Annotated in this window: 18 protein-coding genes; 2 read left to right on the forward strand and 16 right to left on the reverse strand. The window is 70.2% G+C overall.

The window, feature by feature from the left end; all coding sequences use genetic code 11:
* Positions 1-227: 227 nt before the first annotated feature.
* The 13 genes from WQ53_RS06430 to WQ53_RS06490 all read right to left on the reverse strand — a co-directional run bounded on the left by WQ53_RS06430 (position 228) and on the right by WQ53_RS06490 (position 17,908).
* Positions 228-2,405, reverse strand: a complete 2,178-nt coding sequence (locus tag WQ53_RS06430; protein WP_052631302.1) for a carboxy terminal-processing peptidase — start codon at positions 2,403-2,405, stop codon at positions 228-230.
* A gap of 234 nt (positions 2,406-2,639) precedes the next feature.
* Entirely contained in the window at positions 2,640-3,668 is a 1,029-nt protein-coding gene (gene lipA, locus WQ53_RS06435; protein ID WP_052631303.1) for a lipoyl synthase, read from the reverse strand.
* A gap of 237 nt (positions 3,669-3,905) precedes the next feature.
* Positions 3,906-4,613: a lipoyl(octanoyl) transferase LipB gene (lipB, locus tag WQ53_RS06440; protein ID WP_144409396.1), complete on the reverse strand. Its 708-nt coding sequence runs from the start codon at positions 4,611-4,613 to the stop codon at positions 3,906-3,908.
* Complete coding sequence (locus tag WQ53_RS06445) at positions 4,610-4,888, reverse strand: DUF493 family protein (RefSeq protein WP_052631305.1); 279 nt, start codon at positions 4,886-4,888, stop codon at positions 4,610-4,612. The genes lipB and WQ53_RS06445 overlap by 4 nt, the downstream gene beginning before the upstream one ends.
* A 326-nt stretch (positions 4,889-5,214) precedes the next feature.
* Positions 5,215-7,059, reverse strand: coding sequence for a glycoside hydrolase family 2 protein (locus WQ53_RS06450; protein WP_052631306.1), 1,845 nt, complete (start codon positions 7,057-7,059; stop codon positions 5,215-5,217).
* An 810-nt stretch (positions 7,060-7,869) separates the two neighbouring features.
* Positions 7,870-9,099 (reverse strand): D-alanyl-D-alanine carboxypeptidase family protein, encoded by a 1,230-nt coding sequence (locus WQ53_RS06455; RefSeq protein ID WP_052631307.1) that lies wholly within the window; start codon positions 9,097-9,099, stop codon positions 7,870-7,872.
* Positions 9,100-9,220: 121 nt separating this feature from the next.
* Entirely contained in the window at positions 9,221-10,426 is a 1,206-nt protein-coding gene (locus WQ53_RS06460) for a septal ring lytic transglycosylase RlpA family protein (RefSeq protein WP_052631308.1), read from the reverse strand.
* A complete protein-coding gene (mltB, locus tag WQ53_RS06465; RefSeq protein ID WP_052631309.1) occupies positions 10,423-11,553 on the reverse strand; it encodes a lytic murein transglycosylase B in 1,131 nt (376 codons plus the stop codon). Before mltB ends, WQ53_RS06460 begins: the two co-directional genes overlap by 4 nt.
* Positions 11,554-11,946: 393 nt before the next feature.
* On the reverse strand, positions 11,947-13,068 hold the full coding sequence (rodA, locus tag WQ53_RS06470; protein ID WP_052631310.1) for a rod shape-determining protein RodA: 1,122 nt from the start codon (positions 13,066-13,068) through the stop codon (positions 11,947-11,949).
* Positions 13,065-15,215, reverse strand: a complete 2,151-nt coding sequence (mrdA, locus tag WQ53_RS06475) for a penicillin-binding protein 2 (protein WP_082112891.1) — start codon at positions 15,213-15,215, stop codon at positions 13,065-13,067. The genes rodA and mrdA overlap by 4 nt, the downstream gene beginning before the upstream one ends.
* A gap of 3 nt (positions 15,216-15,218) precedes the next feature.
* Positions 15,219-15,704 (reverse strand): rod shape-determining protein MreD, encoded by a 486-nt coding sequence (gene mreD, locus WQ53_RS06480; protein WP_052631311.1) that lies wholly within the window; start codon positions 15,702-15,704, stop codon positions 15,219-15,221.
* Positions 15,701-16,762 (reverse strand): rod shape-determining protein MreC, encoded by a 1,062-nt coding sequence (gene mreC, locus WQ53_RS06485; protein ID WP_052631312.1) that lies wholly within the window; start codon positions 16,760-16,762, stop codon positions 15,701-15,703. The genes mreD and mreC overlap by 4 nt, the downstream gene beginning before the upstream one ends.
* 99 nt (positions 16,763-16,861) lie before the next feature.
* Positions 16,862-17,908, reverse strand: coding sequence for a rod shape-determining protein (locus WQ53_RS06490; RefSeq protein WP_052631313.1), 1,047 nt, complete (start codon positions 17,906-17,908; stop codon positions 16,862-16,864).
* A gap of 339 nt (positions 17,909-18,247) precedes the next feature.
* Between WQ53_RS06490 and WQ53_RS06495 the strand changes: the two genes are divergently transcribed.
* Positions 18,248-19,180, forward strand: a complete 933-nt coding sequence (locus tag WQ53_RS06495) for a carbohydrate kinase family protein (RefSeq protein ID WP_052631314.1) — start codon at positions 18,248-18,250, stop codon at positions 19,178-19,180.
* A gap of 147 nt (positions 19,181-19,327) precedes the next feature.
* Here the strand turns inward: WQ53_RS06495 and WQ53_RS16690 are convergent, their stop codons facing one another.
* The 3 genes from WQ53_RS16690 to WQ53_RS06500 all read right to left on the reverse strand — a co-directional run bounded on the left by WQ53_RS16690 (position 19,328) and on the right by WQ53_RS06500 (position 21,642).
* Positions 19,328-20,272: a hypothetical protein gene (locus WQ53_RS16690; protein ID WP_144409253.1), complete on the reverse strand. Its 945-nt coding sequence runs from the start codon at positions 20,270-20,272 to the stop codon at positions 19,328-19,330.
* Between the two features lie 135 nt (positions 20,273-20,407).
* Entirely contained in the window at positions 20,408-20,857 is a 450-nt protein-coding gene (locus tag WQ53_RS16695; protein ID WP_144409254.1) for a hypothetical protein, read from the reverse strand.
* Between the two features lie 74 nt (positions 20,858-20,931).
* Positions 20,932-21,642: an outer membrane protein gene (locus WQ53_RS06500; protein ID WP_052631315.1), complete on the reverse strand. Its 711-nt coding sequence runs from the start codon at positions 21,640-21,642 to the stop codon at positions 20,932-20,934.
* 238 nt (positions 21,643-21,880) lie between these two features.
* Between WQ53_RS06500 and WQ53_RS06505 the strand changes: the two genes are divergently transcribed.
* A complete protein-coding gene (locus WQ53_RS06505; protein ID WP_052631316.1) occupies positions 21,881-23,860 on the forward strand; it encodes a tetratricopeptide repeat protein in 1,980 nt (659 codons plus the stop codon).
* Positions 23,861-24,774 lie beyond the last annotated feature (914 nt).

Here is a 24,774-nt window from a genome sequence, read left to right on the forward strand (position 1 = left end):
GCGCCGCGGCGGTTTGTAGGAGCTGACTTCAGTCGGCGACAGGGGCGTCGGAACCATGAAGGCGTCGCCTGTGCCGACGGCGTCGTGTCGCCGACTGAAGTCAGCTCCTACAGAAAGCAAAAAAAGCAAGAAAGCAGGGAAGCAGGCGCGGGGGCGGGGGCGGAGTGCGAAAAATGCATCGGCGGCCGAAGCCGCCTATGCCCTTCCTTGCGGATCCCCGCTTTTCCTCAATCGGCCCAGCGCACCGCCGAGGCCGTCTTCGGCAGGACCTGCGCCGACATCGGCCGGTCCTGCTCGAGCAGGTCGATGGCGTTGGCCAGGATCGCGGCGGCCTCGCGCTGCAGCGGGTCCGGGCGCTTCTCGGCGGCCTTCTCGCGCGCGGCGTCCTTGATCACGTCGCGCTCGTTGGCGGTCAGGCCGTCGTCGGTCTCTTCGGCCAGCGGGTCCAGGTCCAGGCCCTTGTCCCTGCGGATCGCCTGGCGCTCCTTGCGCTGGGTTTCCTGGCGGTCGCGCTCGGCGCGGCGCTCGGCCTCGTTGAGCGAGAGGTACTTCTTGGCCGCCTCGGCGCGGTAGTGGGTGACGTCCTCGCTCCACCACTGGAACTCGAGGTCGTCGGCGATGCGCGCGGCGTGCATCTGCTGCAGGTGCGGCAGCAGCGGCGCGAAGTTGCCGTAGCGCGCGTGCGGCACGGCCGCGATCCGGGTCCACGGCAGCGCGTTGTCGTAGGTGCTCTCGCCGAACTCGTTGGCGTCCACGCTCAGCGGATAGGCGATGTCCGGCACCACGCCCTTGTGCTGGGTGCTGCCGCCGTCGGCGCGGAAGAACTGGGCGATGGTCAGCTTGACCTGGCCGTAGCGCGGGCCCTCGCCCGCCGCCGGCCAGCGGTCCAGGTCGAGCAGGTTCTGCACCGTGCCCTTGCCGAAGGTGGTCTCGCCGATGATCAGCGCGCGGCCGTAGTCCTGCATCGCGCCGGCGAAGATCTCCGAGGCCGAGGCCGAGCCGCGGTTGACCAGCACCGCCAGCGGGCCGTCCCAGGCCACGCCCGGGTTGCGGTCGCTGTAGACCTGCACGCGGCCGCCGGATTCGCGCTGCTGCACCACCGGTCCCTGGTCGATGAACAGGCCGGTCAGCTGCACCGCCTCGTCCAGCGAGCCGCCGCCGTTGCTGCGCAGGTCCAGGACCACGCCGTCCACGCCCTTGTCCTTGAACTCGGCCAGCAGGCGGGCCACGTCGCGGGTGGCCGAGGTGTAGTCGCTGCCGTTGCGGCGGCGGCCCTCGAAGTCCTGGTAGAAGGTCGGCAGTTCGATCACGCCGACCAGCCGCGCCGGCATGTCGCCGTGCGCCGGGATCGTGTAGGTCTTGCTCTTGGCCGCCTGCTCGGCCAGCTGCACGCGCTGGCGGGTCAGGGTCACGGTCTGGTGCTCGCCGTCGATGCCGCTCTCGGCCGGGATGTACTCCAGCTTGACCTGGGTGCCCTTGGTGCCGCGGATCTTGCCGACCACGTCGTCGATGCGCCAGCCGATCACGTCCTCGATCGGGCCGGTCTTGCCCTGGCCGACGCCGACGATGCGGTCGCCCGCCTTCAGCGTGCCGTCCAGCGACGCCGGGCCGCCGGGGATGATCTCGCGGATCACGATCACGTCGTCCTGGCGCTGCAGCTGCGCGCCGATGCCTTCCAGCGACAGCGACATCTGCTGGTTGAAGTTCTCGGCGCTGCGCGGGGTCAGGTAGTCGGTGTGCGGGTCGACCGAGGCGGTGTAGGCGTTGAGGAACAGCGAGAACACGTCCTCGCTCTTGAGCTGGCCCACCGAACGGACGATCTGCCCGTAGCGCTTGTCCAGGGTCTTGCGGATCTCGGCCGGCTCCTTGCCGGCGATCTTGAGCCGCAGCCAGTCGTTCATCACCGACTTGCGCCACAGCGCGTCCAGTTCGGCCTCGTCGGCCGGCCACGGCGCCTTCTCGCGGTCGTACTCCCAGCGCTCGTCGCCGGTGAAGTCGAAGTCCTGCTTGAGCAGCTTGCGCGCGTAGGCCACGCGCTGCTCCACCCGCTCGCGGTAGACGCCGAACATGGCGAAGGCCGCCGACGGGTCGCCCTGGCGCACGGCGTCGCCCATCGTGCCGCGGTACGGCTCGAAGCGGGCGATGTCGGCGGCGGTGAAGAACTGGCGGTTGCCGTCCAGCGATTCGACGTAGCGGCGGAAGATGTCCTCCGACAGGGCCTGGTCGGCCGGCCGCGGGCGGTAGGCCAGGCGGCTGTCGGACAGCGCGCCGTAGACCATCTTCGAGATCGTGGCCTGGTCGGCGGTGGGCGCGACCGTCACCTGGTCGGTGCCGGTGCGCGCTAGCAGCGCGAGCGGGGCGACCAGCAGGAAAGCGAACAGTGGGGCGGCGAATCTGCGGTTCATTCAGGGACTCTTGGCCGGCGGAAGGCCGGTCGGATCAGGCTGGACCAGCGCTGTGACCGTCTACCAGTGCCGGAAGTTGCAGGACGCGGGGACGGACGGTTCAGGCGCGTACCGAACGGTCCACCGCAGGCTAGCCGCTGCGGCGTAGGAAAAGGTGAATGGGCCGCGACAGGCGGGCATGGCGAAAACGGGGCGGCATCCGCCCGGCGGCACCGGCTTTTGCCGGCGCGGCGCTCAGGCCGCGACCCCGGCGCCGGCCGCCTGGCGGTCGGCGTGGTAGGACGAACGGACCATCGGGCCGGAGGCCACGTGGCTGAAGCCCAGGCCGTAGCCGTAGACCTCCAGCGCCTTGTACTCGTCCGGGGTCCAGTAGCGCATCACCGGGTGGTGGTGGGCGGTCGGCTGCAGGTACTGGCCGATGGTGACCATGTCCACGTCGTGGGCGCGCAGGTCGCGCAGGGTCGCCTGCACCTGCTCCATGGTCTCGCCCAGGCCGAGCATGATCCCGGACTTGGTCGGGATCGACGGGTGCTGGGCCTTGAACTTCTGCAGCAGGGTCAGCGACCACTGGTAGTCGGCGCCCGGGCGCACGTTCGGGTACAGGTCCGGGACCGTCTCGATGTTGTGGTTGAACACGTCCGGCGGGTTGGCCGCCAGGATCTCCAGCGCCCGGTCCATGCGGCCCTTGCCGCGGAAGTCCGGGGTCAGGATCTCGATCCGGGTGCCCGGGGCGCGCTCGCGGATGGAAGCAATACAGTCGACGAAGTGCTGGGCGCCGCCGTCGCGCAGGTCGTCGCGGTCGACGCTGGTGACCACCACGTACTTCAGGCCCATGTCGGCCACGGTGTTGCCCAGGCTCACCGGCTCGTTCGGGTCCGGCGGCTTGGGCCGGCCGTGGGCGACGTCGCAGAACGAGCAGCGCCGGGTGCAGACCTCGCCCAGGATCATGAAGGTGGCGGTGCCGTGGCCGAAGCACTCGTGGATGTTCGGGCAGCTGGCCTCCTCGCACACGGTGACCAGGCGGTTCTCGCGCAGCTTGGCCTTGAGGTTGGCCACGGCATTCCCCGAGGGGATGCGCACCCGGATCCACGAGGGCTTGCGCAGCACCGGCGCGTCGGCGAACTGCACCGGCGAGCGGCCGATCTTGTCGCCGCCCAGCTGCTTCGCGCCGGTCTGGAGCGGGCCGGCTTGCAGCGGCGCCTGCGGCGTGGCCGGTTCGGACAGGACCTGGAGCGGGATGGTGCGGGGGGTGGAGGACGTCATGGCGGCTATTGTAGGCCCCGGGCGGACTGCTTGCCCGGTGCGGCGGGTGCCGGCGCCGCAACAGTCGGGCCGGCGAATGGAACGGGGGCAACGGCACGAAAGCCGGACCGACGCGCGGCGACTGTTGTAGGAGCGGGCATGACCGCGACCCGACGCCGCTGGGCGCAGGCGACGCCCCCACTTCCTCGACGCCCCTGTCGCGGTCATGCCCGCTCCTACAAGGACGCCACCAGCAGGCTAGAGCTCCGGCAGGCCATCCTGCGGCCGCAACTCCAGGCCGAACTGGCGGGCGACGTGCTCCAGCAGTACCGGCTTGACTGCCTCCATCCCGGACGGGCCGCCCAGGTCCCGCACCGAGGTCACCTGCAGCCCCTGGTAACCGCAGGGATTGATCCGGTGGAACGGCTCCAGGTCCATGCCGATGTTGAACGCCAGCCCATGGAAGCTGCAGCCGCGGCGCACGCGGATGCCCAGCGCGGCGACCTTGGCCCCGGCCACGTACACGCCGGGCGCGCCCTCGCGGCGCTCGGCGCCGATGTTCCACTCGTCCAGGGTGTCGATGATCGCCTGCTCGATCCGGCACACGTATTCGCGCACGCCGACCTTGAGCCGGCGCAGGTCCAGCAGCGGGTACAGCACGATCTGGCCGGGGCCGTGATACGTGACCTGGCCACCGCGGTCCACGTGCAGCACCGGGATCTCGCCGGGCGCGAGCACGTGCTCGGGCCGGCCGGCCTGGCCGAGGGTGAACACCGGCTCGTGCTCGACCAGCCACAGCTCGTCGATGGTGTCGTCGCCGCGCGCGTCGGTGAAGCGCTGCATCGCGCGCCACACCGGCTCGTAGGGCTGGCGGCCGAGGTCGAACAGCTTCGCCGGCTGCAGCGCACGCCCCGGTGCTGCCGCCTCGCCCGCGCAGGCCGGCGCGGGCGACGGCGTGCCGCTCACAGCGTCCACTTCACTTCCGGGTGGTCGCGCAGGGCCTGGTGGGCGGCCTCGTACTGCTCGCGGCTGTCGGCGCGGAAGCCGATCCGCACCGACACGTATTTGCCGTTGGTGGAGTGCTTCCACTGGATGCTCTCCTCCAGCACTTCGATGCCGGCGTCGGACAGCAGTTTCGGCAGTTCGGTCTCCAGGCCCTTGTCGGCCGCGCCCATGGCGCTGAGCTCGAAGGTGCCGGGGAACTGGAAGCCGTGCTCGGGGTTGTCGGACTTGATCTCCATGCCGGCATTATCGGGGCGCGGGAGCGGTATCCCAAGTGACGGCAGACGGGGACAGACGGGGCAGTCGCAGCCATCGTGGAGACCGGCTCAACCGCCCTGCGGGTCGCAGCGCCGGTCTGCCGGTTCGGCAGGAACCCCACCACTCGTCGTCCCCGCGCAGGCGGGGACCCAGTGACTTGGCTTTTGCCTTCCGGCTGCGCATGCGACCTGATCCGGCGCGAAAAGTCGCTGGGTCCCCGCCTGCGCGGGGACGACGGGGATTGTGGGGACGCGGGAGCTGATGGAGGGGTACGTGAATCGAGCTCCCGGGTCCTCCGCGCCGCCAATCAGCGCGCCTCGTCCGCCTTGCGCCGGTAATAGTCGCGCAGGACCAGCGCCGCCTGCTTCGGCACGCCCTTCTCCGACAGCACGCCCTTGCGGTTGTAGTCGTCCTGGACGCCCGGCAGGACCCGCCGCGGCGAGCGGAAGTCGGCCAGGATCCACGGCGAGGTGCCGACGTAGCCGTCGATCCGGTCGAGCATCGCCAGGGTCCGGCGGTACAGGTCCGCCTGGTACTCCTCGGTCCAGATCGCACCGGGATCGGCGTGCAGGCCCTGGCCGGCATCGGCGCCGAACTCGCTGACGAATACCGGCTTGTCGTACGGGATCTGCCAGCGCACCCGGTCGATCTTGTCCAGCGATCCGTCGTACCAGCCGATGTACTGGTTGAAGCTGACCAGGTCGACCAGCTCGGCCAGCGGATCCTCCACCACCGCCACGTCCGGATCGTCCTCGCGGTAATGCTTCTCCATCGCCGCGCTGAGCAGGCGGCTGCCGTCCAGCGCGCGGGCCCGGGCCGCCAGCCGCGACAGGAAGCGGTTGCGCGGCTCCGACACCGGCGTCTCGTTGGCCAGCGACCAGACCACCACCGAGGCGCGGTTGATGTCGCGGCCGATCATCGCCTCCAGCTGCGCCTGCGCGTTGCGGTAGGTGCCTTCGTCGTTCCAGTCGATGGTCCAGTAGACCGGGATCTCCGACCAGACCAGCAGGCCCAGCTCGTCGGCCAGGCGCACCATGTGCTCGTTATGCGGGTAGTGCGCCAGGCGCACGAAGTTGGCGTCCAGCTGCCGGGCCCAGAGCAGCAGCTGCTTCGCCTCTTCCGCGTTGCGCACGCGCCCGCCGCCGTCGGCCGAATACTCCTCGTGGACCGAGATGCCGCGCAGGAACAGCGGCTCGCCGTTCAGCAACAGCTGCTTGCCGCGGGTGGCGATGGTGCGCAGGCCGACGCGGTCGGCCAGGGTGTCGTCGGTGGTGGCGATCTCCAGCCGGTACAGGCGCGGGTCCGTCGGCGACCACAGCTGCGCGTCGGGCACCCGGAAGCGGAAATCGGCGCGGCCTTCCGCGGTCGCGGCGGCGGTCTCGCGGATACCCAGTTCCGGCAGCGACAGCGTGACCTTCTCCCCGCCGCGGGCGCCGTCGAGCTGCACGCTGGCGGCCACCTCGCGGTCCTCCAGCGACTCCAGCGCGATCCGGTAGTCGCGCACGAACACCGCCGGCACCACCGCCAGTTCCACCGAACGGGTGATGCCGCCGTAGTTCCACCAGTCGGTGTTGAGGGTGGGCACGCCGTCGGCGCGGCGCTTGTTGTCCACCTTCACCACCAGCGAGTTGTCGCGGTCCTGCAGCCGGTCGCCGACCTCGAAGCGGAACGGGGTGAAGCCGCCCTCGTGCACGCCGAGCTTGCGGCCGTTGAGGTAGACGTCGGCGCGGTAGTTGGCCGCGCCGAATTCGAGGAAGACGCGGTCGGAAGGCCGGCGCGCCGGCGCGTCGAAGCGCTTGCGGTACCAGACGGTGCCCTCGTAGTAGTAGAGCTTCGGGTCCTGCGTGTTCCAGTCGCCGGGCACCTGCAGCGACATGGCCTGGTCGAAGTCGTACTCGATCAGCTCCGTGGGCGAGGCCGGCTTGGCGTCCATGAAGTAGGCGCCGCGCGGCGGCTCGGCGCGCTGGTCGAAGGGCTGGTAGCGGTAGTCGTAGTAGCCGTTCTCGTAGGGATCGACGATGGCTTTCCACTCGCGGTCGAGCGTGTGCGTGGCGCGGGTGTAGACCTGCATCGGCGCTTCGGTGGCGAAGGCGGGGACGCATGCGCTCCACAGCAGCAGGAGCGGGCACAGACCGGTCAGGCGGACTCTCACGGCAGGCTCCCCCAGTGGATCAATGGATCGATGGACGGGATGCGGACAGCCGGCCGGAGGATACCCCACACCGCATCGGACGCAGTGCGCCGCAGCGAAGCGGCCTTTGTAGGAGCCGGGTTCAGCCGGCGACACGGGCGTCGGGATCATGAGGGCGTCGCCTGTGTCGACGGCGTCGTGTCGCCGGCTGAAGCCAGCTCCTACAACAGCAACAGCGCCGCCGCTTTGTGTAGGAGCCGGGTTCAGCCGGCGACCAGGGCGTCGGGATCATGAGGGCGTCGCCTGTGTCGACGTCGTCGTGTCGCCGGCTGAAGCCAGCTCCTACAACAGCAACAGCGCCGCCGCTTTGTGTAGGAGCCGGGTTCAGCCGGCGACCAGGGCGTCGGGATCACGAGGGCGTCGCCTGCGCCGACGGCGTCGTGTCGCCGGCTGAAGCCAGCTTCTACAACAGCAACAGCGCCGCCGCTTTGTGTAGGAGCCGGGTTCAGCCGGCGACCAGGGCGTCGTGGTCATGAGGGCGTCGCCTGTGTCGACGGCGTCGTGTCGCCGGCTGAAGCCAGCTCCTACAACAGCAACAGCGCCGCCGCTTTGTGTAGGAGCCGGGTTCAGCCGGCGACCAGGGCGTCGGGATCACGAGGAAGTCGCCTGTGCCGACGGCGTCGTGTCGCCGGCTGAAGCCAGCTCCTACAACAGCAGCGCCAGCAGCGTTGCAGAGGGCACGGACGTCGGAAACATGGTGCACTCGCCCACAAACGAAGCGCGGCCCCGAAGGGCCGCGCGCGTGTCATCGACGGACCGGCATGCCGGGTCTCAATCCGACTCCCACCACATCCAGAACGCGTCCCACAGCCGCTTGAAGAAGCCGGCCTCCTCCACCGTGTTGATCGCCACCAGCGGCGCCTGCGCCACGACCTGGTCGTCCAGGCTCACCTTCACCGTGCCGATCTCCTGCCCGGCCGCGATCGGCGCCACCAGCGACTTGGGCACCTCCATCACCGGCTTCAGCTCGCCGTAGCGGCCGCGCGGCACGCTGACCAGCAGCGGCTCGGCCACGCCCAGCTGCACCTGGTCGGCCTTGCCCTTCCACACCTTCAGCTGCGCCACCGGCTTGCCCGGCTCGTACAGCTTGTGGGTCTCGTAGAAGCGGAAGCCCCAGTTGAGCAGGGCCAGGCTGTCGTCGGCGCGCTGGCGCTCGGAATTGGAACCCATCACCACCGCGATCAGGCGCTGGTCGCCGCGCTTGGCCGAGCTCATCAGGCAGTAGCCGGCGCCGGAATGGTGGCCGGTCTTGATCCCGTCCACGCTCGGGTCGCGCCACAGCAGCAGGTTGCGGTTGGGCTGGGTGATGCCGTTGACCGTGAACTCCTTGATGCTGTTGAACGCGTACGCCTCCGGGTAGTCGCGGATGAAGGCCCGGCCCAGCAGCGCCAGGTCGTGCGCGGTGCTGTAGTGCTCCGGCGACGACAGGCCGTGGGCGTTGACGAAGCGGGTGTTCTTCATCCCGATCCGGGCCGCGTAACTGTTCATCAGGTCGGCGAACGCCTCCTGGGTGCCAGCCACGTGCTCGGCCAGGGCGATGGCGGCATCGTTCCCCGACTGCACGGCCATGCCCTTTTCCATGTCCAGCAGCGACGCGCGCTGGTTCACGGGGAAGCCGCTGAAGCTGCCGTCGGTGCGGGCGCCGCCCTCGCGCCAGGCGCGCTCGGACATCAGCACCTGGTCGTCGGGGCCGACCTTGCCGGCGGCGGTCTCGGCGGCGACCACATAGGCGGTCATCACCTTGGTGATGCTGGCCGGCTCCACCCGCGCGTCGATGTTCTCGCCGGCCAGCACTTGGCCGGTGGCGTAGTCCATCACCAGCCAGGCGGTGGACTGGGCCGGCCTGGGTGCGTCGGGGATGGCGACCGCGGCCGGCGCCGCGGCGGCCGGTTGCGGTGCCGGCGCGGGTGCCTGGGCCAGGGCCAGGCCGATCGAGAACGTCGCGGCCAGGGCGGCGGCGAACACGCCGACGGGCGCGCCGGTGGCGGAACGGAACTTCATGCGGATGCGGACTCCTGCATTGGCCGGCGCGGCGGCCGGCGGGACTGACGGATCGCGGCGGCCGGGAACGGCGCCGGGAACGGGACGGGAATTGTACGGGCCACGGCCGCGGGCCGCCGGTTCATTCGCGGACCAGCTGCGGCGTCCCGAATCCGAGACCGGCGATGCGGCCGGCAAGTTCCGTCGCATCGGCGCCGCCGGGTGCCACCCGCAGGCGCCAGAAGGTGCGGCCGCCGGTGACCACGTCGTCCAGCCGCGCCCCGGGGATGCCCGCAGCCAGCAGCCGGTCCAGCGCGCGGCGGGCGTTGTCCAGGCTGGAGAAGCTGGCCACCTGCAGCACCGGCGCGGCCGCCGCCGGCGGCGGGTTGCCGGCCGGAGCGTAGCTGCCGGACTGCGGTACCGGCAGCGGTCCGGCCGGGGCGGTCGCATCGGCGACGGTGCCCGTCGCAGCGGTCGGAACCATCGCCACGCCCGGCGCGGGCGCCGCCGGCCCGGTGCTGGACGGCAGCGCCTGCACCAAATGGTCCAGCCCGGTCGCCGGGGTGGCCGCCGCGGTGGTCGCGGCCACCGGCGCGGGCCGGGCCGGCTCGCGCTTCGGCGCGGCCCCGGCCTGCCGCGGCAGGTCGGGGTCACCCGGGGCCAGCGCGCGCACCTCCACCCGGCCGGTGCCGCGGGCGATGATGCCCAGCTTGACCGCCGCGGCATAGCTGAGGTCGACCACCCGGCCCTCGTGGAAGGGACCGCGGTCGTTGACCCGCACCACCACCGACTGGCCGTTGTCCAGGTTGGTGACCCGGGCGAAGCTGGGCAGTGGCAGGGTCTTGTGCGCGGCGGTGAAGGCGTACATGTCGTACACCTCCTGGTTGGAGGTGCGGCGGCCGTGGAACTTGGCGCCGTAGTAGGACGCCGTGCCCTGCTCGACATAGCCCTTGGGCCGGTCCATCACGTAGTACTGCTTGCCCAGCACCGTGTACGGCGAGCGGTTGCCGACCGGCGAGCGCGGCTCGTCGGTCACGATCGGCTCGGGGATGCAGGCCACGTTGGGCACGTACTCCGGGGTGGTGTCGCGGACCCCCGGCTTGTACAGGCCGCCGGCGACATAGTCGCCGCGGGTGGACGGGTCCTCCTGCGCCGGCGCGTAGGGCGACACGCCGCTGCAATCGGCCGGGACGCCTGCCACAGCTTTGCCCGCCTTCGCGCCAGCGACCGGCTTGCCCGGTGCGCCGGCCGTCGGCTTCTTCGGCACACTGCCGCACGCCGCCAGCGCCAACACCGCCAGCGCCAGCACCGCCAACCGCGGGACCGCGCGCGGCCGCCAGCCGTTCATGCCGGCGGGATCTCGCGCCCGGCGATCGCCTGCGACAGCTGGTACACGGCCATCGCGTACATCTTGGAGATGTTGTAGCGGGTGATCGCGTAGTAGTTCTGGAAGCCGAGCCAGTACTGCGGGCCGGCGCTGCCTTCCAGCGACACCGGGGTCGCGGCGATGCCGGCCGGCACCGGCTGCTGCGGCGTGTAGCCGCGCGCGGCCAGGTCGGCGAGCGCGTAGGTCGGCGTCCAGTCCTCGGGGTTGAACGGCTCGCGTCCCGGCGCCAGCGTGGCCGGCACCGCGACCGGGCCGCCGGCGACCCAGCCGCCCTTCTTCACGAAGTAGTTGGCGATCGAGGCGAACACGTCGTCCAGGCTGCCGAACAGGTCGCGGCGGCCGTCGCCGTCGCCGTCCACCGCGAAGTCGCGGTAGCTGGACGGCATGAACTGGCCCATGCCCATCGCCCCGGCGTAGCTGCCCTTGAGCGTGGCGATGTCCAGGTTCTCCTCGCGCGCCAGCGCGAACAGCTGCGCCAGCTCGTCGCGGAAGAACAGTTCGCGGCGCACCTCGCGTTCGAGCCGGGCCGGATCGCCGCTGCGCGGGTAACGGAACGCCAGCGTGTACAGCGCGTCGAGCACCGAGTAGCGGCCGGTGTTGCCGCCGTAGCTGGTCTCCACGCCGATGATCGCCACGATCAGCTCGGCCGGCACCCCGGTGCGCGCCTGCACCTTCTCCAGCGCCTCGCGATGCTGGGCCAGGAACCGGCGCCCGCCGTCGATCCGGGCCTGGCTGATGAACATCGGCCGGTACTCGTGCCACGGCTTGACCCGCTCGGCCGGGCGCGACATCGCGTTGACCACGCTGTCGAGGAAGTTGGCGCGGGCCAGGGTCGCCTCGATCTCGGCGGCGGGGATGCCGTAGCGCGCGGAGGTGTCGCGGACGAAGTTGGCGCGCGCGGTCTCGAACGGCACCGGGGTCAGGTCCACCGCCGGCGCGGCCGCCTTCTCCGGCACGGCCTCGGCCGGCACCGGTGCGGCCGGGTTCGCGGCGGGGACGGCGGGCGGCGGAGAGGCCACCTGCGCCTCCTTCGGCACGCAGCCGAGGAGGACGAGGGCGAGCAGACCGGTCAATGCAGGCTTCGTCATCGACGGCAGATTAGCACCGCGGGCAAACGCGCGGAACCGGCGGGATTTTCCACGTTGCGGCCAAGCAACCGATGAACGACTTCGCCCGTTCGCCCGTCATTCCCGCGTCGGCGGGAAATGCTTCGGTGGGCCGCTGCCCTGAACCGCGACCTTCGATGGGCTCCTTGTAGGAGCGGGCATGACCGCGACACCGACGACGTCGGGATCACGGGGGAGTCGCCTGTGCCGATGGCGTCGGTGTCGCGGTCATGCCCGCTCCTACAAAATCCGCCCGGGTCGAGCGAAGCGATGGACTGCACGGTCACCGAAAGCCGCGACGATCGGCGCTCCTGCCGTTGCCGTTGCCCCCAGTGTCGGCTACCCCTCTGCATCCAGATGGGCGGAACCTGTTCTCTAGCGGTACCCGTGCACCGGCCGGTGCGCACGCACCGCCATCACCAGCCCCAGTCCGGCCAGCAGCGACACCGCCGAGGTGCCACCGTAGCTGAGCAGCGGCATCGGCACGCCGACCACCGGCAGCAGGCCGGAGACCATGCCGCCGTTGACCAGCACGTAGACGAAGAAGGCCAGGCCCAGCGCGCCGGCGAGCAGGCGCGAATAGGTGTCGCGCGCCTCCATCGCGATCCACAGGCAGCGCCCGACCACGAACAGGTACAGCGCCAGCGCCGTGGCCACGCCGATCCAGCCGAACTCCTCGCTGAGCACGGCGAACACGAAGTCGGTGGTCTGCTCGGGGATGAAGTTCAGGTGCGACTGGCTGCCCTCGCCCCAACCCTTGCCGGTCAGCCCGCCCGAGCCGATCGCGATCTTGGACTGGATGATGTTCCAGCCGGTGCCCAGCGGGTCGCGCTCCGGCTCGAGGAAAGTCAGGATGCGGTCCTTCTGGTAGGGCCGCAGCAGCCAGAACCAGGCCGCCGGCGCGACCGCGGCCAGGCCGCCGATCGCCACGCCCACCCACCACCACGGCAGCCCGGCCAGCAGCAGCGCGAACACGCCGCTGGCGCCGATCAGCATCGCCGTGCCGAAGTCCGGCTGCAGCAGGATCAGCGCGGTCGGCACGGCGATCAGCACGCCGGTGGCCAGCACCGTGTCGATCCGCGGCGGCAGCGGCCGCTTGTGCAGGTACCACGCCACCACCATCGGCAGGGTGATCTTCAGCAGTTCCGACGGCTGCAGGTAGAACACGCCCAGGTCGAGCCAGTGCCGGCCATGCTTGCCGGTGCCCACCAGCAGCACCGCCACCAGCGGCAGCAGCGACAGCACGTACACCCCCGGCGACCAAGCGCGCAGCCGGATCACCGAGACCCGCGACAGCGCCCACATCGCCACCAGGCCGACCACGAAGCGCGCGCCCTGGGCCTTCATCAGCGCCGGCCCGCTGCTGGCGCCGCCGGCGCTGTACAGCACCGCCAGGCCGAATCCCATCAGCGCCACCAGCGCCAGCAGCAGCGGCCAGTCCAGGGTGCGCGTGGCGCGTCCGGCCAGGTCCAGCAGCCAGCGCAGGAAATCCTTCACCGGTCGACCTCGCGTTCGTCTTCTTCGTCGCCGACGCCGCTCCCGTCGCGTGCCGGTGCCGGTGCATCGTCGCGGCGGACGGCCTCGGTCGCGGGCGTGGTGGCCGGCGCGGGAGGCGGTGCAGGATCGACAGGCGCGCTGCCAGGCGTGGCCGGGGAAGCGGGACGGTCGACCAGGACGCGCACGTCCGCCCCGGGTGCGGCGGTGGCTGGCCGTGTCGCGACGGCGGCCGCCGCTTCGATGCAGGCGGCATCGCCGGCCACGCATGGCGCCGCCGGTTTCGGCCCGTCGATCGGTTCCAGGCCGTCGGGCAGCTTGCCCAGCAGCCAGGCATCGAAGATCTTGCGCGCGATCGGCGCGGCGGTGCTGCCGCCGTAGCCGCCGCCTTCCACCGCCACCGCCACCGCGATCTGTGGATCCTCGGCCGGGGCGTAGCCGATGAACAGCGCGCGGTGGCGCAGGTGCATCGGCAGGCTGCGCGGGTCCACCGCGGCGGTGCCGCGGCGGCTGACCACCTGCGCGGTGCCGGTCTTGCCGGCCATGCGGTAGGGCGCGCCGACGCTCATCGCGCGCGCGGTGCCGCCGGGGCCGTGCACCGTCATGGTCATGCCCTCGCGCACCACCTGCAGGTTGGCCGGGTTGTCGCTGATCGCGGTCGGTGCCGGCTGCGGCAGCGGCGTCCACGGCGCGTCGAAGCGGTCGCGCCGGGCCTGCACCAGGTGCGGCCGGCGCAGGTGGCCGTCGGCCAGCGCACCGGTGCCGCGCACCATCTGCAGCGGCGTCACCCGCCAGTCGCCCTGGCCGATGCTCATGTTGACCGTGTCGCCCGGATACCAGCGCTCCTTGCGGTTCTTCAGCTTCCACGCCGGGTTGGGCAGGATGCCGGTGTTCTCGCCGGCCAGGTCGACCCCGCTGGGCTGGCCGAACCCGTAGCGGGCCAGGTACTGGTCGACCCGGGCGATGCCCATGTCCACGGCGAGCTTGTAGTAATAGGTGTTGACCGAATCGGCGATCGACTTGCGCGCGTCGGTCCAGCCGTGGCCGCCGCGGTGCGAGTCGCCCCAGCCGCGGCTGGTGCCCGGCAGGTAGAACATGCCGGTGGACAGGGTGCGGTCCTCGGGCCGGCGGATGCCACTGTCCAGCCCGGCCAGCGCCAGGAACGGCTTGAGCGTGGAGCCCGGCGCCACCCCGCCGAGCACGGCGCGGTTGAACTGCGGGCGCGAGGGGTTGTCGCTCAGCGCGCGGTAGTCGGCATGCGAGATGCCGTGGACGAACAGGTTGGCGTCGTACGAGGGCAGGCTGACCATGGCCAGGATCTCGCCGGTGCGCGGATCCATCGCCACCGCGGTGCCTTCCAGCTCGCCGAACGCGGCCACGGTGGCGCGCTGCAGTTCGGCGTCGATCGACAGGCGCAGGTCGGCGCCGGGCCGCGCCGGGACCCGGCCGATCGTGCGCAGCGCGCGGCCCTGCACGTTGGTCTCGATCTGCTCGTAGCCGACCTGGCCGCGCAGCACTTCCTCGTAGGCGCGCTCCACCCCGGTCTTGCCGATGTGGCTGAGCGCCGCCCCGCCCTCGCCGAGCTTGGCCAGGTCGTCCTCGTCGATGCGGCCGACGTAGCCGACCACGTGCGCGAGCAGGTCGCCGTAGGGATAGTGCCGGGTCAGGTAGGGCTGCAGCTCCACCCCGGGGAAGCGCCAGCGGTTGACCGCGAAGGCGGCCATCTCCTCGTCGCTCAGGCGCAGCTTCAGGGTGATCGGCAGGAAGCTGCGGCCGGCCTTGCGCTCCTTGCGGAAGTGCGCGATCTCGTCCTCGCTCAGCGCGATCACCTGGCCCAGTTCGGCCAGCAGCCTGTCCAGGTCGCCGGCCTTGTCGGGGGTGACGTCGAGGCGGAACGCCGGCAGGTTCTCGGCCAGCAGCCGGCCGTGGCGGTCGTAGATCATGCCGCGCGCCGGCACGACGGGCTTTGGCCGGATCCGGTTGGCCTCCGAGCGGGTGGCGTAGTCGGCGTGCTCGAGCACCTGCAGCTTGAAGTACCACGCGCCCAGGCCCAGCAGTGCCAGCGCCACGGCGATGAAGCCGAGCACGGCGCGGCGGCGGAACTGCTCGGCTTCCGCGTGCGGGTTCTTAAGCGGGCGACGGCTGTTCATCGATCAGTCGCCGCGGCGCCCCAGGCGCAGCGCGTCCAGCAGCAGGAACAGCGGCGGCCACAGCAGCATGCCCAGCAGCGGCGCCCACCAGTAGTGCCAGGGCAGGGTCGGCTGGCCCAGCGCCAGGTGGATGGCGGCGTCGACGATGCGGTCGTTGAGCAGCAGCGCGCCGATCGCCAGCGCCTGCTGCGACAGCGGGAAGAAGCGCAGCCGCGCGCGGAAGCGCTGCAGGATGAAGGCCATGATCACCAGCCGCAGCGCCTGCTCGCCGAGCAGGCCGCCGTAAACGAGGTCGGCGGCCAGGCCGACGCAGAACGCCAGGCCCAGGCCGGCGCGCGAAGGCGCCTCGATCACCCAGTACGCCAGCACCAGCGCCAGCCAGTAGGGACGCAGCGGCTGCAGCGGCTCCGGCAGCGGCAGCAGGCCCAACAGCAGGGCCACGAACAGGCTCGCCGGCAGGATCCAGCCGCCATCGCGCAGGCGGCTCATCGCGGCGTCTCCGGGCGTGGCGGGGTCGACGACGGCGGGGTGCGCGGCGAAGCGTCGGCTGGCGCCTGGGCAGGCGTCGACGACGGCGTGGACGCGGGCGAGGTGCCGCGGCGCGGCGCGGCGGTCGCGCTGCCGCCCGCTGCGGTCGGCGATGGCGCGGCGTCGGCCGCGGCGCCTGCCGGCGGTACGTCCGTGGCCGGATCGGCCGTACCGGGCGGCAGCGGCGAGCCGGGACGCAGCAGCAGCACGTCGCGGCCGCGGTCCAGCTGCGCGGCCGGGGCCAGCTCGCCGACCAGGAAGGCCTGGCTCTCGTCCGTGCGCAGCGCGGTGATCGTGGCCACCGGGAAACCGGGCGGGAAGCGCCCGCCCAGGCCGGAGGTGACCAGCACGTCGCCGACCTGCACGTCGCGGTTGAGCGGCACGTCGCGCAGTTCCAGCCGGTCGCCGCCGCCGTAGGCGATCAGGCGCACGCCATTGCGCGAGATCATCACCGGCACCGCGTGGTCCGGGTCGGTCAGCAGCAGCACGGTGGCGTGCAGCGGGGTGACCTCGACCACCTGGCCGAGCAGGCCGCCGGCGTCGATCACCGCCTGGCCCAGCTGCACGCCCTCGCGGCTGCCGGCGGCCAGCACCAGCCGCTGCCGCGACCGCGCCAGGTCGATGTCCAGGATCGGCACCAGCTGCACGTCCAGGCCGCTGCGCTCGGCCACGCCAAGCAGGTCGCGCAACTGGGCGTTGTCGATGGCGGCGTTGCGCAGCCGGGTCAGGCGCGCGTTGGCCAGCAGCAGGTCGTTGCGCAGCTGCCGGTTCTCCTCCAGCAGCAGTTCGCGCGAAGCCAGCGAATCGCGCAGGCCGCCGCCGAGCCGCCCCGGCAGGCCGGCCAGCGCCCACACCGGCTGCGCCAGCAGGCTGGCCTGGACGCGCACCTGGCGCAGCCAGCCGCCGCGGTGGTCGAGCACCAGCAGGGTGATGGCCAGCGCGAGGTAGGCCAGCAGCCGCAGCGTGCCGGCGGTGTCACCGGGTCGGGCGGCGGCGGGAGGTCCGGAAAAGGACGACACGGAAGGCGGTCAGGGGCGCGGCGACGGGAAGGGCAGTATGGCGGCTGGAACGGGCGTGCGCCCGGCGCCGCGCCGCGGCGGCGCCGGCCGGGCCTGCGCTCAGTCCGGCGCGAAGAACTCGTTGCCGTGCATGTCGACCAGCTCCAGCGCGCGGCCGCCGCCGCGGGCCACGCAGGTCAGCGGGTCGTCGGCGACCTGCACGTGCAGGCCGGTCTCCTCGCCGATCAGCTTGTCCAGGTCGCGCAGCAGGGCGCCGCCGCCGGTCAGGACGATGCCGCGCTCGGCCACGTCGGCGCACAGCTCCGGCGGGGTCTGCTCCAGCGCCAGGCGCACGGCGGAGACGATGCCGGCCAGCGGCTCGTGCAGCGCCTCGAGCACCTCGTTGGAGTTGATCTTGATCATCTTCGGCACGCCCTCGGCGAGGTTGCGGCCGGAGATCTCCATCTCGTGGACCACCGTCTGCGGGTAGGCGCAGCCCAGCTCGACCTTGATCCGCTCGGCGGTGGCCTCGCCGATCAGCATGCCGTGGTTGCGGCGCACGTAGTTGGTGATCGCCTCGTCGAAGCGGTCGCCGCCGATGCGCACCGAGGCCGAGTAGACGATGCCGTTGAGCGAGATCACCGCCACCTCGGTGGTGCCGCCGCCGATGTCGATCACCATCGAGCCGCGCGCCTCGGACACGGGCATGCCGGCGCCGATCGCCGCGGCCATCGGTTCCTCGATCAGGTAGACGTCGCGGGCGCCAGCCTCCTCGGCCGACTCCTTGATCGCGCGGCGCTCGACCTGGGTCGAGCCGGCCGGCACGCACACCAGCACGCGCGGGCTCGGGCGCAGGAAGCGCGACTTGTGCACCTTCTTGATGAAGTGCTTGAGCATGGCCTCGGTGTAGGTGAAGTCGGCGATCACGCCGTCCTTCATCGGCCGGATGGTGGTGATATTGCCCGGGGTGCGGCCGAGCATCTGCTTGGCCTCCGCGCCCACCGCCGCCACCGAGCGGGTGCCGCCGATCGCCCGGTCCTGGCGCACCGCCACCACCGACGGCTCGTTCAGCACGATGCCCTGCCCGCGCACGTAGATCAGGGTGTTGGCCGTGCCCAGGTCGATGGACAGGTCGTTGGAGAACATGCCGCGGAGCTTCTTGAACATCGGGGGAGGCGGTCCTGGGGGGTCTGGCGGGGGACGGGGTGGCGGAGACGGCCCGGCGAGCCGGCGCCCGGGGGTGGCGCCGCTGGCGAAATTTTGGGCAGAAAGCGAGGCCGGCTAGCCTAGCAACGGGGCCGGGCGCGGGCAAGGAAATCCCACGGCAAAACCGTGGCTTTCGCCGCGGTCTTCATGCCCCGGACGGGAACCGGCCGCGCCGCCCGGGCTGGCCGCGCCCGGACGCAGCCGGTAACCTTTGCGCCGCGGCGCCGGGGGCGCGCCGTGTTCCGTGTGCCCGCCGCCCGCAATCCTCGCCCGCCAGCGGGCCTCCCGAGCAGCCAGACGATGTCCACCCTGATCTGTGGTTCCCTCGCCTACGACACCATCATGGTGTTCCCGGACCAGTTCAAGAACCACATCCTGCCGGACAAGGTCCACATCCTGAACGTGTCGTTCCTGGTGCCGCGGATGCGCCGCGAGTTCGGCGGCTGCGCCGGCAACATCGCCTACAACCTCAAGCTGCTGGGCGGGGAACCCGTCCCGATGGCCACCGTCGGCCAGGACTTCGGCCCGTACCGCGAGCACTTCGAGCAGCAGGGCATCCGCCTGGACCAGGTCAAGGTGATCGACGAGCTGTTCACCCCGCAGGCGTTCATCACCACCGACCACGACAACAACCAGATCACCGCCTTCCACCCGGGTGCGATGATGCGCAGCTACGAGAACCACGTGAAGGACGTGGCCGGCGTCGGCTTCGGCATCGTCAGCCCGGACGGGCGCGAGGGCATGCTGCAGAACGCGAAGGAGTTCGCCGAGGCCGGGATCCCGTTCATCTTCGACCCCGGCCAGGCGATGCCGCTGTTCAACGGCCAGGAGCTGCGCGACTTCATCGAGCTGGCCGACTACGTCACGGTCAACGACTACGAGTCCAACCTGCTGCAGGAGCGCACCGGCTGGACCGAGAAGGAAATCGTGTCGCGGGTGAAGGCCTACATCGCCACCCAGGGCCCGAAGGGCGCGCTGGTGCACACCCCGGAAAAGACCTACGACATCCCGCCGGCGCACGAGCGCCGGGTCACCGACCCGACCGGCTGCGGCGACGCCTTCCGCGCCGGCCTGATCTTCGGCATCCAGCGCGGCTACGACTGGCTGACCATCGGCCGCATGGGCAACCTGATGGGTGCCCTGAAGGTGGAACACCCGGGCACCCAGAACCAGCGCTTCGACTTCGACGGGTTCAACGAGCAGTTCAAGCAGCAGTTCGGGTATTCGCTGTAGCGACCAGAAGCTTACGGTAAAGCAATGGATCCTGCGCTAGAAGCAAGAGCATATACCCCCTCACGGGCTCATGAGCCAAACGGGCACTTCTCCCGCGCAGCAAACATCAGGCTAGCTTTCCCGAGTATTCGTCGGCGCGTAATCCGTTCACGGGGTCACAGGAATCGGCGGATCCTGATACGGAACCTCCGCAGCTGAGACGCGAAAGTAGATTCGATAAGCACCATCCCCCTTTACGTCCAAAGTGTAGTTGTACTTGATTCCCTTCGGTCCGGTCTTGAGCTTGGCGACAAACTCTTCCTGGGATAGTGCTGCGAGCTTCTTAAGATCACTGACGTTAATCTCGCAACTACTATAGCCAACCGCATCATCCTCAACTAGGGAAGCGATCCCGAAGGAAAGCACCTCGATGAAGAGCTGGAACTCGGGAGACCCTAGAATTCCAGCCGACTCCGTGCCGGCATCAAGCGCATTTCCAATTGCCTGGCTTATTTGCTTTGCCTTCTCCCGCAGATATCCCTCTATTTCTTTCGCGACCTTATCGGGATCCCCCGAGTCCTCCTCATACGCGAATATAGCGACTTTGATCCCTGTTCCACCAATCAGCATCCCGTTCTTCCATACCGTCCTTGTGTCTGCAAAGACATAACCTCTTTTGTGATCCTCCCCAGGGACCTTAATAAACTGCGAAGCAACGAGCTTGTCGGCGTTCTCGTCATCACCGAATTCTGGCGCCAGCGTCACCACCGACATAACCATGTAGGGCTCGTCATATGTTTCATTTGTTTCAACTATCTCAAGCCCAACGAACTGAACGATAATTCTGAACGCCACCTTCGGCGTGGCCTTAAATTCACGCACTTCGATCCCACCGAGATCCGTAGTAAGGAAATATCCGTATTCGGTGGGGGCTATCGGGCCACTTGCCGCCCCGAGCAGGCCGAACTCGTTATAGTGTTTGCGATGACACTCTCTAGCCACGACTGAAGCCAACAGCGCGCGTGCGCTGTCAACGCCATGGACGTTGGCTTGGCCTTGCAATCCCTGGCTTACAACCAACGGGGCCAAGCTTCTGATGGATAGTGCTGTCATGGATTTCTTCTCGCATCTGTTGGCACTATGCAATCGACTGGAAGACTCCTTTCGCTTGCTTGCTGTAAGCATAGAGTCCAAGTCAACCGGCATTGCCGAGTGAGGGCGCCAAGAGTGATTCCGGTGGCGAATGGATCAAATGGTTCCTTCCACTGCTTTTCCGTGAGAGATGGGGACCCAATATGATCCGGACTTTCCTGAAACGGTCGCTGCCGATGAAGGACCGATACAAAGCCATAGCGTGACTTGCATACCCAGATGCTTCCCCTCGATCACAGTACGACTATCAGTGACGATTAGATCGCCAATCGTTCCGTCTTTCGGCAGCTGCCGGCTTTGCTGAAGGGTAGCGAGGTTAATTCGGGCGTTGCGAATGCTGACTCCACCCGTGTAATCCCCATTAAAGTTCACAACCAAGCGATCACCATTGGCATGCACCAGTGCCCTGCGATGGCTTCCTTTCGCGCCTCCACGACGCTGCTTGGAGTCAAGATGTAGATCGGCACCGTTTACTTTCAGTGCACTGGCATCGATAGATACCCAACTCTTGTCGGGACCATCATCCAGGCGGACATCGGTATTCATTTCTATCTCCTTGCAGTTGTGTTGTGATCCATCTATCCGGATCGGTGCGTTCAACCGCTACTGGCTATGCGCCGTCAGAAGCGGTAGCGCAGGCCGACGTCGAGGTTGTGGCCGGAGGTCTCCCGGCTGATCCGCTCGCCGCGCATGTCCACGGTCTCGGCGTCGGCGGCCTCGAACCAGCGGTAGCGCACGGTCAGCGCCAGCTTCGGGTTGAAGTCGTAGGCGATGCCGGCGATGAGCTGGTAGGCCAGCACCGTGTCGTCACCGTCGATCATCTTCATCGGCGGCACGGTCGGCGGCGCGGGGGCCGGGCGGCCGAAGGCGTAGAGGGTGACGTCGGCCCAGCCGGCGCCGAAACCGAGGTGCGGGTTCCAGCGGTTGTCGGCCAGGTCCAGGTGGGTGTTGACCATGTAGCGGGTGACGTCGAACCGGCCTTCCTGCGGGCGGGTGACCTGGACCGGCGAGACCGTCGTGTAGCTGTCGCCGTCGTTGCGGGTGGTGCCGACCTCGGCCTCCACCCGGAACCGCCCGGACCGGTAGCCGAAGGCCAGCAGCCCGCCCCAGCCGTCGTCGACGCTGTTGACCAGGTGCAGGGTGGTGGGCGGCACACCCGGGAACGCGGCGTTGGCCACGGTGCCGGCCGAATCCTTGGGCATCGACCAGGTCAGCGCGCCCTCCACGTACCAGCCGTCCGTCCGCTCCTGCGCCTGCGCGGCACCGGCCGCCAGCATCGCCAGTCCGCCCAGCGCGATCGCGCGGACACCGGATTCCAGGTAAGCGTTCATCGTTTCGTCTCCTTGGCAGGTCGGGACGCGCAACGTGCGCATCCACCACGCCGATCCTTGGCGCGCGGGCGCGGCGCGGAAACACGCCCGACCTGATGGATCACTGATGGTTGGCTGACATGTCGGGCATCGGCGGCGCCGGGCGACGCCGCAGCCTCCCGCCGGCCGCATGGCACCGTCGCATCGTCGGTGATACCGTCTGCCGCCCAGGGAAACCACGGAAGCCGGGGAGCCATCGATGGCGAAGCCGTCCGACGCGTCCGCCGAACCGGTCGTGCTGGCCCGCGTCCCCGCGTTCCGCCTCGGCGCGGTCCAGGTCGATCCGCCGCTGCTGCAGGCGGTGTGCGGCGACCGCAGCGAGACCCTGGAACCGCGGGTGATGCAGGTGCTGGTCGCCCTGGCCGAGGCCCGCGGCCGGATCGTCACCCGCGATGAACTGATCGCCCGCTGCTGGGACGGCCGCGTGGTCGGCGAAGGCGCCATCCACCGGGTGACCTCGCGGATCCGCCACCTGGCCGCCGATCTGGGCGGCGGGTCGTTCCAGCTCGAGAACATTCCCCGGGTCGGCTATCGCCTCCTCGAGGACGGACGTCCGCTTCCGCCGGCGGACCGTGCAGCGGACGTCGACACGCCGGCGGCCGGGACGGCGCAGGCCGGTGCAGCGGATCCCGCGGCGCCTGGGCCTGCGGCGGACGCCGGGACCCCGCGGCGCCCGCGCCGGATCCCGGTGCTGGCCGTGCTGGCCACGGTGCTGGCCCTGCTGGCCACCGCGGTGTGGTGGCCGCATCCGCCGGCGCAGTCGCTGCCGGACGCCCGGCCGATGCCCGCGCTGGCGGTGCTGCCGTTCCGCACGCTGGCTCCCGGCGCGCGCGACGAGCTGCTGGAACAGGGCATGGCCGAGACCCTGATCGCGCAGCTGTCCGCCTCCGACGCGATCCGCGTGCACGCGCTCGGATCGGCGCAGCGGCTGGCCATGCAGAACCCCGATCCGCTGCGGGTCGCGCAGGCGCTGCAGGCCGACTACGTGGTCGACGGCACCGTCCAGGCCCGCCAGGACCGGGTCCGGGTCAACGTGCGCCTGCTGTCGATGCCGCAGGGCACCGTGGCCTGGAGCGACACCTTCGACGCCGACGCCGGTGCGGTATTCGGCCTGCAGGATGACATTGCCGGCGCCGTCTCGCAGGCACTGGCGCTGAAGCTGCCCGCGCCGTCGCTGGCGCACCGCAGTCCCTGCGACGGCGGCGACGCCGCGCTCTACCGGCAGTACCTGGGCGCGCGCCACCTGCTGCACGCGCCGACGCCCGAGCGCCTGCACCGCGCGATCGCCATGTTCCGCCAGATCCTGGAACGCGACCCGCTGTGCGCGCGCGCCTGGGCCGGCCAGGCCTTCGCCTGGCGCACGCTGGCCATCATCGGCGAGAACCCGCCCGCGCAGAGTTTCCCGCTCGCCGAGGCGGCGATCGAGCATGCGCTGGCGCTGGATCCAAACCTGGTCGAGGCGCACGCCGAGATCGGCTTCAAGCGGTTCTGGTTCGACTGGGACTGGGCCGGTGCCGAACAGGCACTGCAGCGCGCCATCGCGCTCAACCCCAGCTCCGTCGACGCGCGGCGCGCCTATGCGCACCTGCTCAGCAACCTCGGCGAGGGCGAGCGCGCCCTGGAGCAGATGGAACTGGCGCGGCGGCTCGATCCGATGTCGCCGCTGAACAACGCCCTGTACGGCCAGTTCATGGCCGCGGCCGGGCGCGCCGACCAGGCCCGGCACCAGCTCGACCACACCTTGCAGCTGGCGCCGGACTTCTGGATCGCGTTGCTGCACCTGGGCGGCATGGAAATGCAGCGCGGCGATTTCGAGGCCGCCATCGCCAGCCTGACCCGCGCCACCGAGCACTCGGGTCGCAATGCCGTGGCGCTGAGCGCGCTGGCCAGCGCCCATGCGAAGGCCGGGCAGCGCGACCGTGCCGAGGCGATCCTGCGCGAACTCGAGCAGCGCGCGGCCACCAGCTACGTGCGGCCGTCGCGCCTGGCGGCGGTGGAGGTGGCGCTGGGCCGGCACGAACGCGCGCTGGACCTGCTGGAACAGGCCTACAGGGAACGCGACCTGGGACTGACCTTCCTGCGCGTCGACTCGGGCTGGAACCCGCTGCGCCAGGAACCGCGCTTCATCGCGCTGTCGGAGCGCATGGGGCTGTATGCCGAGCATGCGGTGGGCTGGTGAATGCCTCCGGCGCGGTCCGCTGCATTTCGACGGGCCGTCCAGGCGGCAGTCCGGTCATTCGCTGCAGGAGCCGGGTTCGGCCGGCGACCGGGCGCCGTCGGCACAGGCGACGCCCTCGTGGTTCCGACGCCCGTGTCGCCGACTGAAGTCAGCTCCTACAGAGAGCGACCACGACGCAGCTGTTGTAGGAGCCGGGTTCAGCCGGCGACGCGGCGCCGCCGGCACAGGCGACGCCCTCATGGTTCCGACGCCCGTGTCGCCGACTGAAGTCGGCTCCTACAGAGAGCGGTCGCGACGCAGCTGTTGTAGGAGCCGGGTTCAGCCGGCGACGCGGCGCCGCCGGCACAGGCGACGCCCTCATGGTTCCGACGCCCGTGTCGCCGACTGAAGTCAGCTCCTACAGAAGAGCGGCCGCGCCGCGGCTGTTGCAGGAGCCGGGTTCAGCCGGCGACACGACGCCGTCGGCACAGGCGACGCCCTCATGGTTCCGACGCCCGCGTCGCCGACTGAAGTCAGCTCCTACAGAGAGCGACCACGACGCAGCTGTTGTAGGAGCCGGGTTCAGCCGGCGACACGACGCCGCCGGCACAGGCGACGCCCTCATGGTCCCGACGCCCGTGTCGCCGACTGAAGTCAGCTCCTACAGAGAGCGGCCACGACGCAGCTGTTGTAGGAGCCTGGTTCAGCCGGCGACGCGACGCCGTCGGCACAGGCGACGCCCTCATGGTCCCGACACCCGTGTCGCCGACTGAAGTCAGCTCCTACAGAGAGCGACCACGACGCAGCTGTTGTAGGAGCCGGGTTCAGCCGGCGACGCGGCGCCGCCGGCACAGGCGACGCCCTCATGGTTCCGACGCCCGTGTCGCCGACTGAAGTCAGCTCCTACAGAGAGCGGCCGCGCCGCGGCTGTTGCA

This window comes from Pseudoxanthomonas suwonensis (genome assembly GCF_000972865.1).
GTDB lineage: Bacteria > Pseudomonadota > Gammaproteobacteria > Xanthomonadales > Xanthomonadaceae > Pseudoxanthomonas > Pseudoxanthomonas suwonensis_B.

What these genes read in the sequence shown, in the direction of transcription:
- mreD (WP_052631311.1), bottom strand. Translation starts at nt 15,704, where the DNA reads ATGAGCCGCCTGCGCGATGGCGGCTGGATCCTGCCGGCGAGCCTGTTC.
- WQ53_RS06495 (WP_052631314.1), top strand. Translation starts at nt 18,248, where the DNA reads ATGTCCACCCTGATCTGTGGTTCCCTCGCCTACGACACCATCATGGTG.
- mrdA (WP_082112891.1), bottom strand. Translation starts at nt 15,215, where the DNA reads ATGAACAGCCGTCGCCCGCTTAAGAACCCGCACGCGGAAGCCGAGCAG.
- mltB (WP_052631309.1), bottom strand. Translation starts at nt 11,553, where the DNA reads ATGACGAAGCCTGCATTGACCGGTCTGCTCGCCCTCGTCCTCCTCGGC.
- WQ53_RS06490 (WP_052631313.1), bottom strand. Translation starts at nt 17,908, where the DNA reads ATGTTCAAGAAGCTCCGCGGCATGTTCTCCAACGACCTGTCCATCGAC.
- WQ53_RS06460 (WP_052631308.1), bottom strand. Translation starts at nt 10,426, where the DNA reads ATGAACGGCTGGCGGCCGCGCGCGGTCCCGCGGTTGGCGGTGCTGGCG.
- WQ53_RS06430 (WP_052631302.1), bottom strand. Translation starts at nt 2,405, where the DNA reads ATGAACCGCAGATTCGCCGCCCCACTGTTCGCTTTCCTGCTGGTCGCC.
- WQ53_RS06505 (WP_052631316.1), top strand. Translation starts at nt 21,881, where the DNA reads ATGGCGAAGCCGTCCGACGCGTCCGCCGAACCGGTCGTGCTGGCCCGC.
- WQ53_RS16690 (WP_144409253.1), bottom strand. Translation starts at nt 20,272, where the DNA reads ATGACAGCACTATCCATCAGAAGCTTGGCCCCGTTGGTTGTAAGCCAG.
- WQ53_RS06500 (WP_052631315.1), bottom strand. Translation starts at nt 21,642, where the DNA reads ATGAACGCTTACCTGGAATCCGGTGTCCGCGCGATCGCGCTGGGCGGA.
- WQ53_RS06445 (WP_052631305.1), bottom strand. Translation starts at nt 4,888, where the DNA reads ATGGAGATCAAGTCCGACAACCCCGAGCACGGCTTCCAGTTCCCCGGC.
- WQ53_RS06455 (WP_052631307.1), bottom strand. Translation starts at nt 9,099, where the DNA reads ATGAAGTTCCGTTCCGCCACCGGCGCGCCCGTCGGCGTGTTCGCCGCC.
- WQ53_RS16695 (WP_144409254.1), bottom strand. Translation starts at nt 20,857, where the DNA reads ATGAATACCGATGTCCGCCTGGATGATGGTCCCGACAAGAGTTGGGTA.
- lipA (WP_052631303.1), bottom strand. Translation starts at nt 3,668, where the DNA reads ATGACGTCCTCCACCCCCCGCACCATCCCGCTCCAGGTCCTGTCCGAA.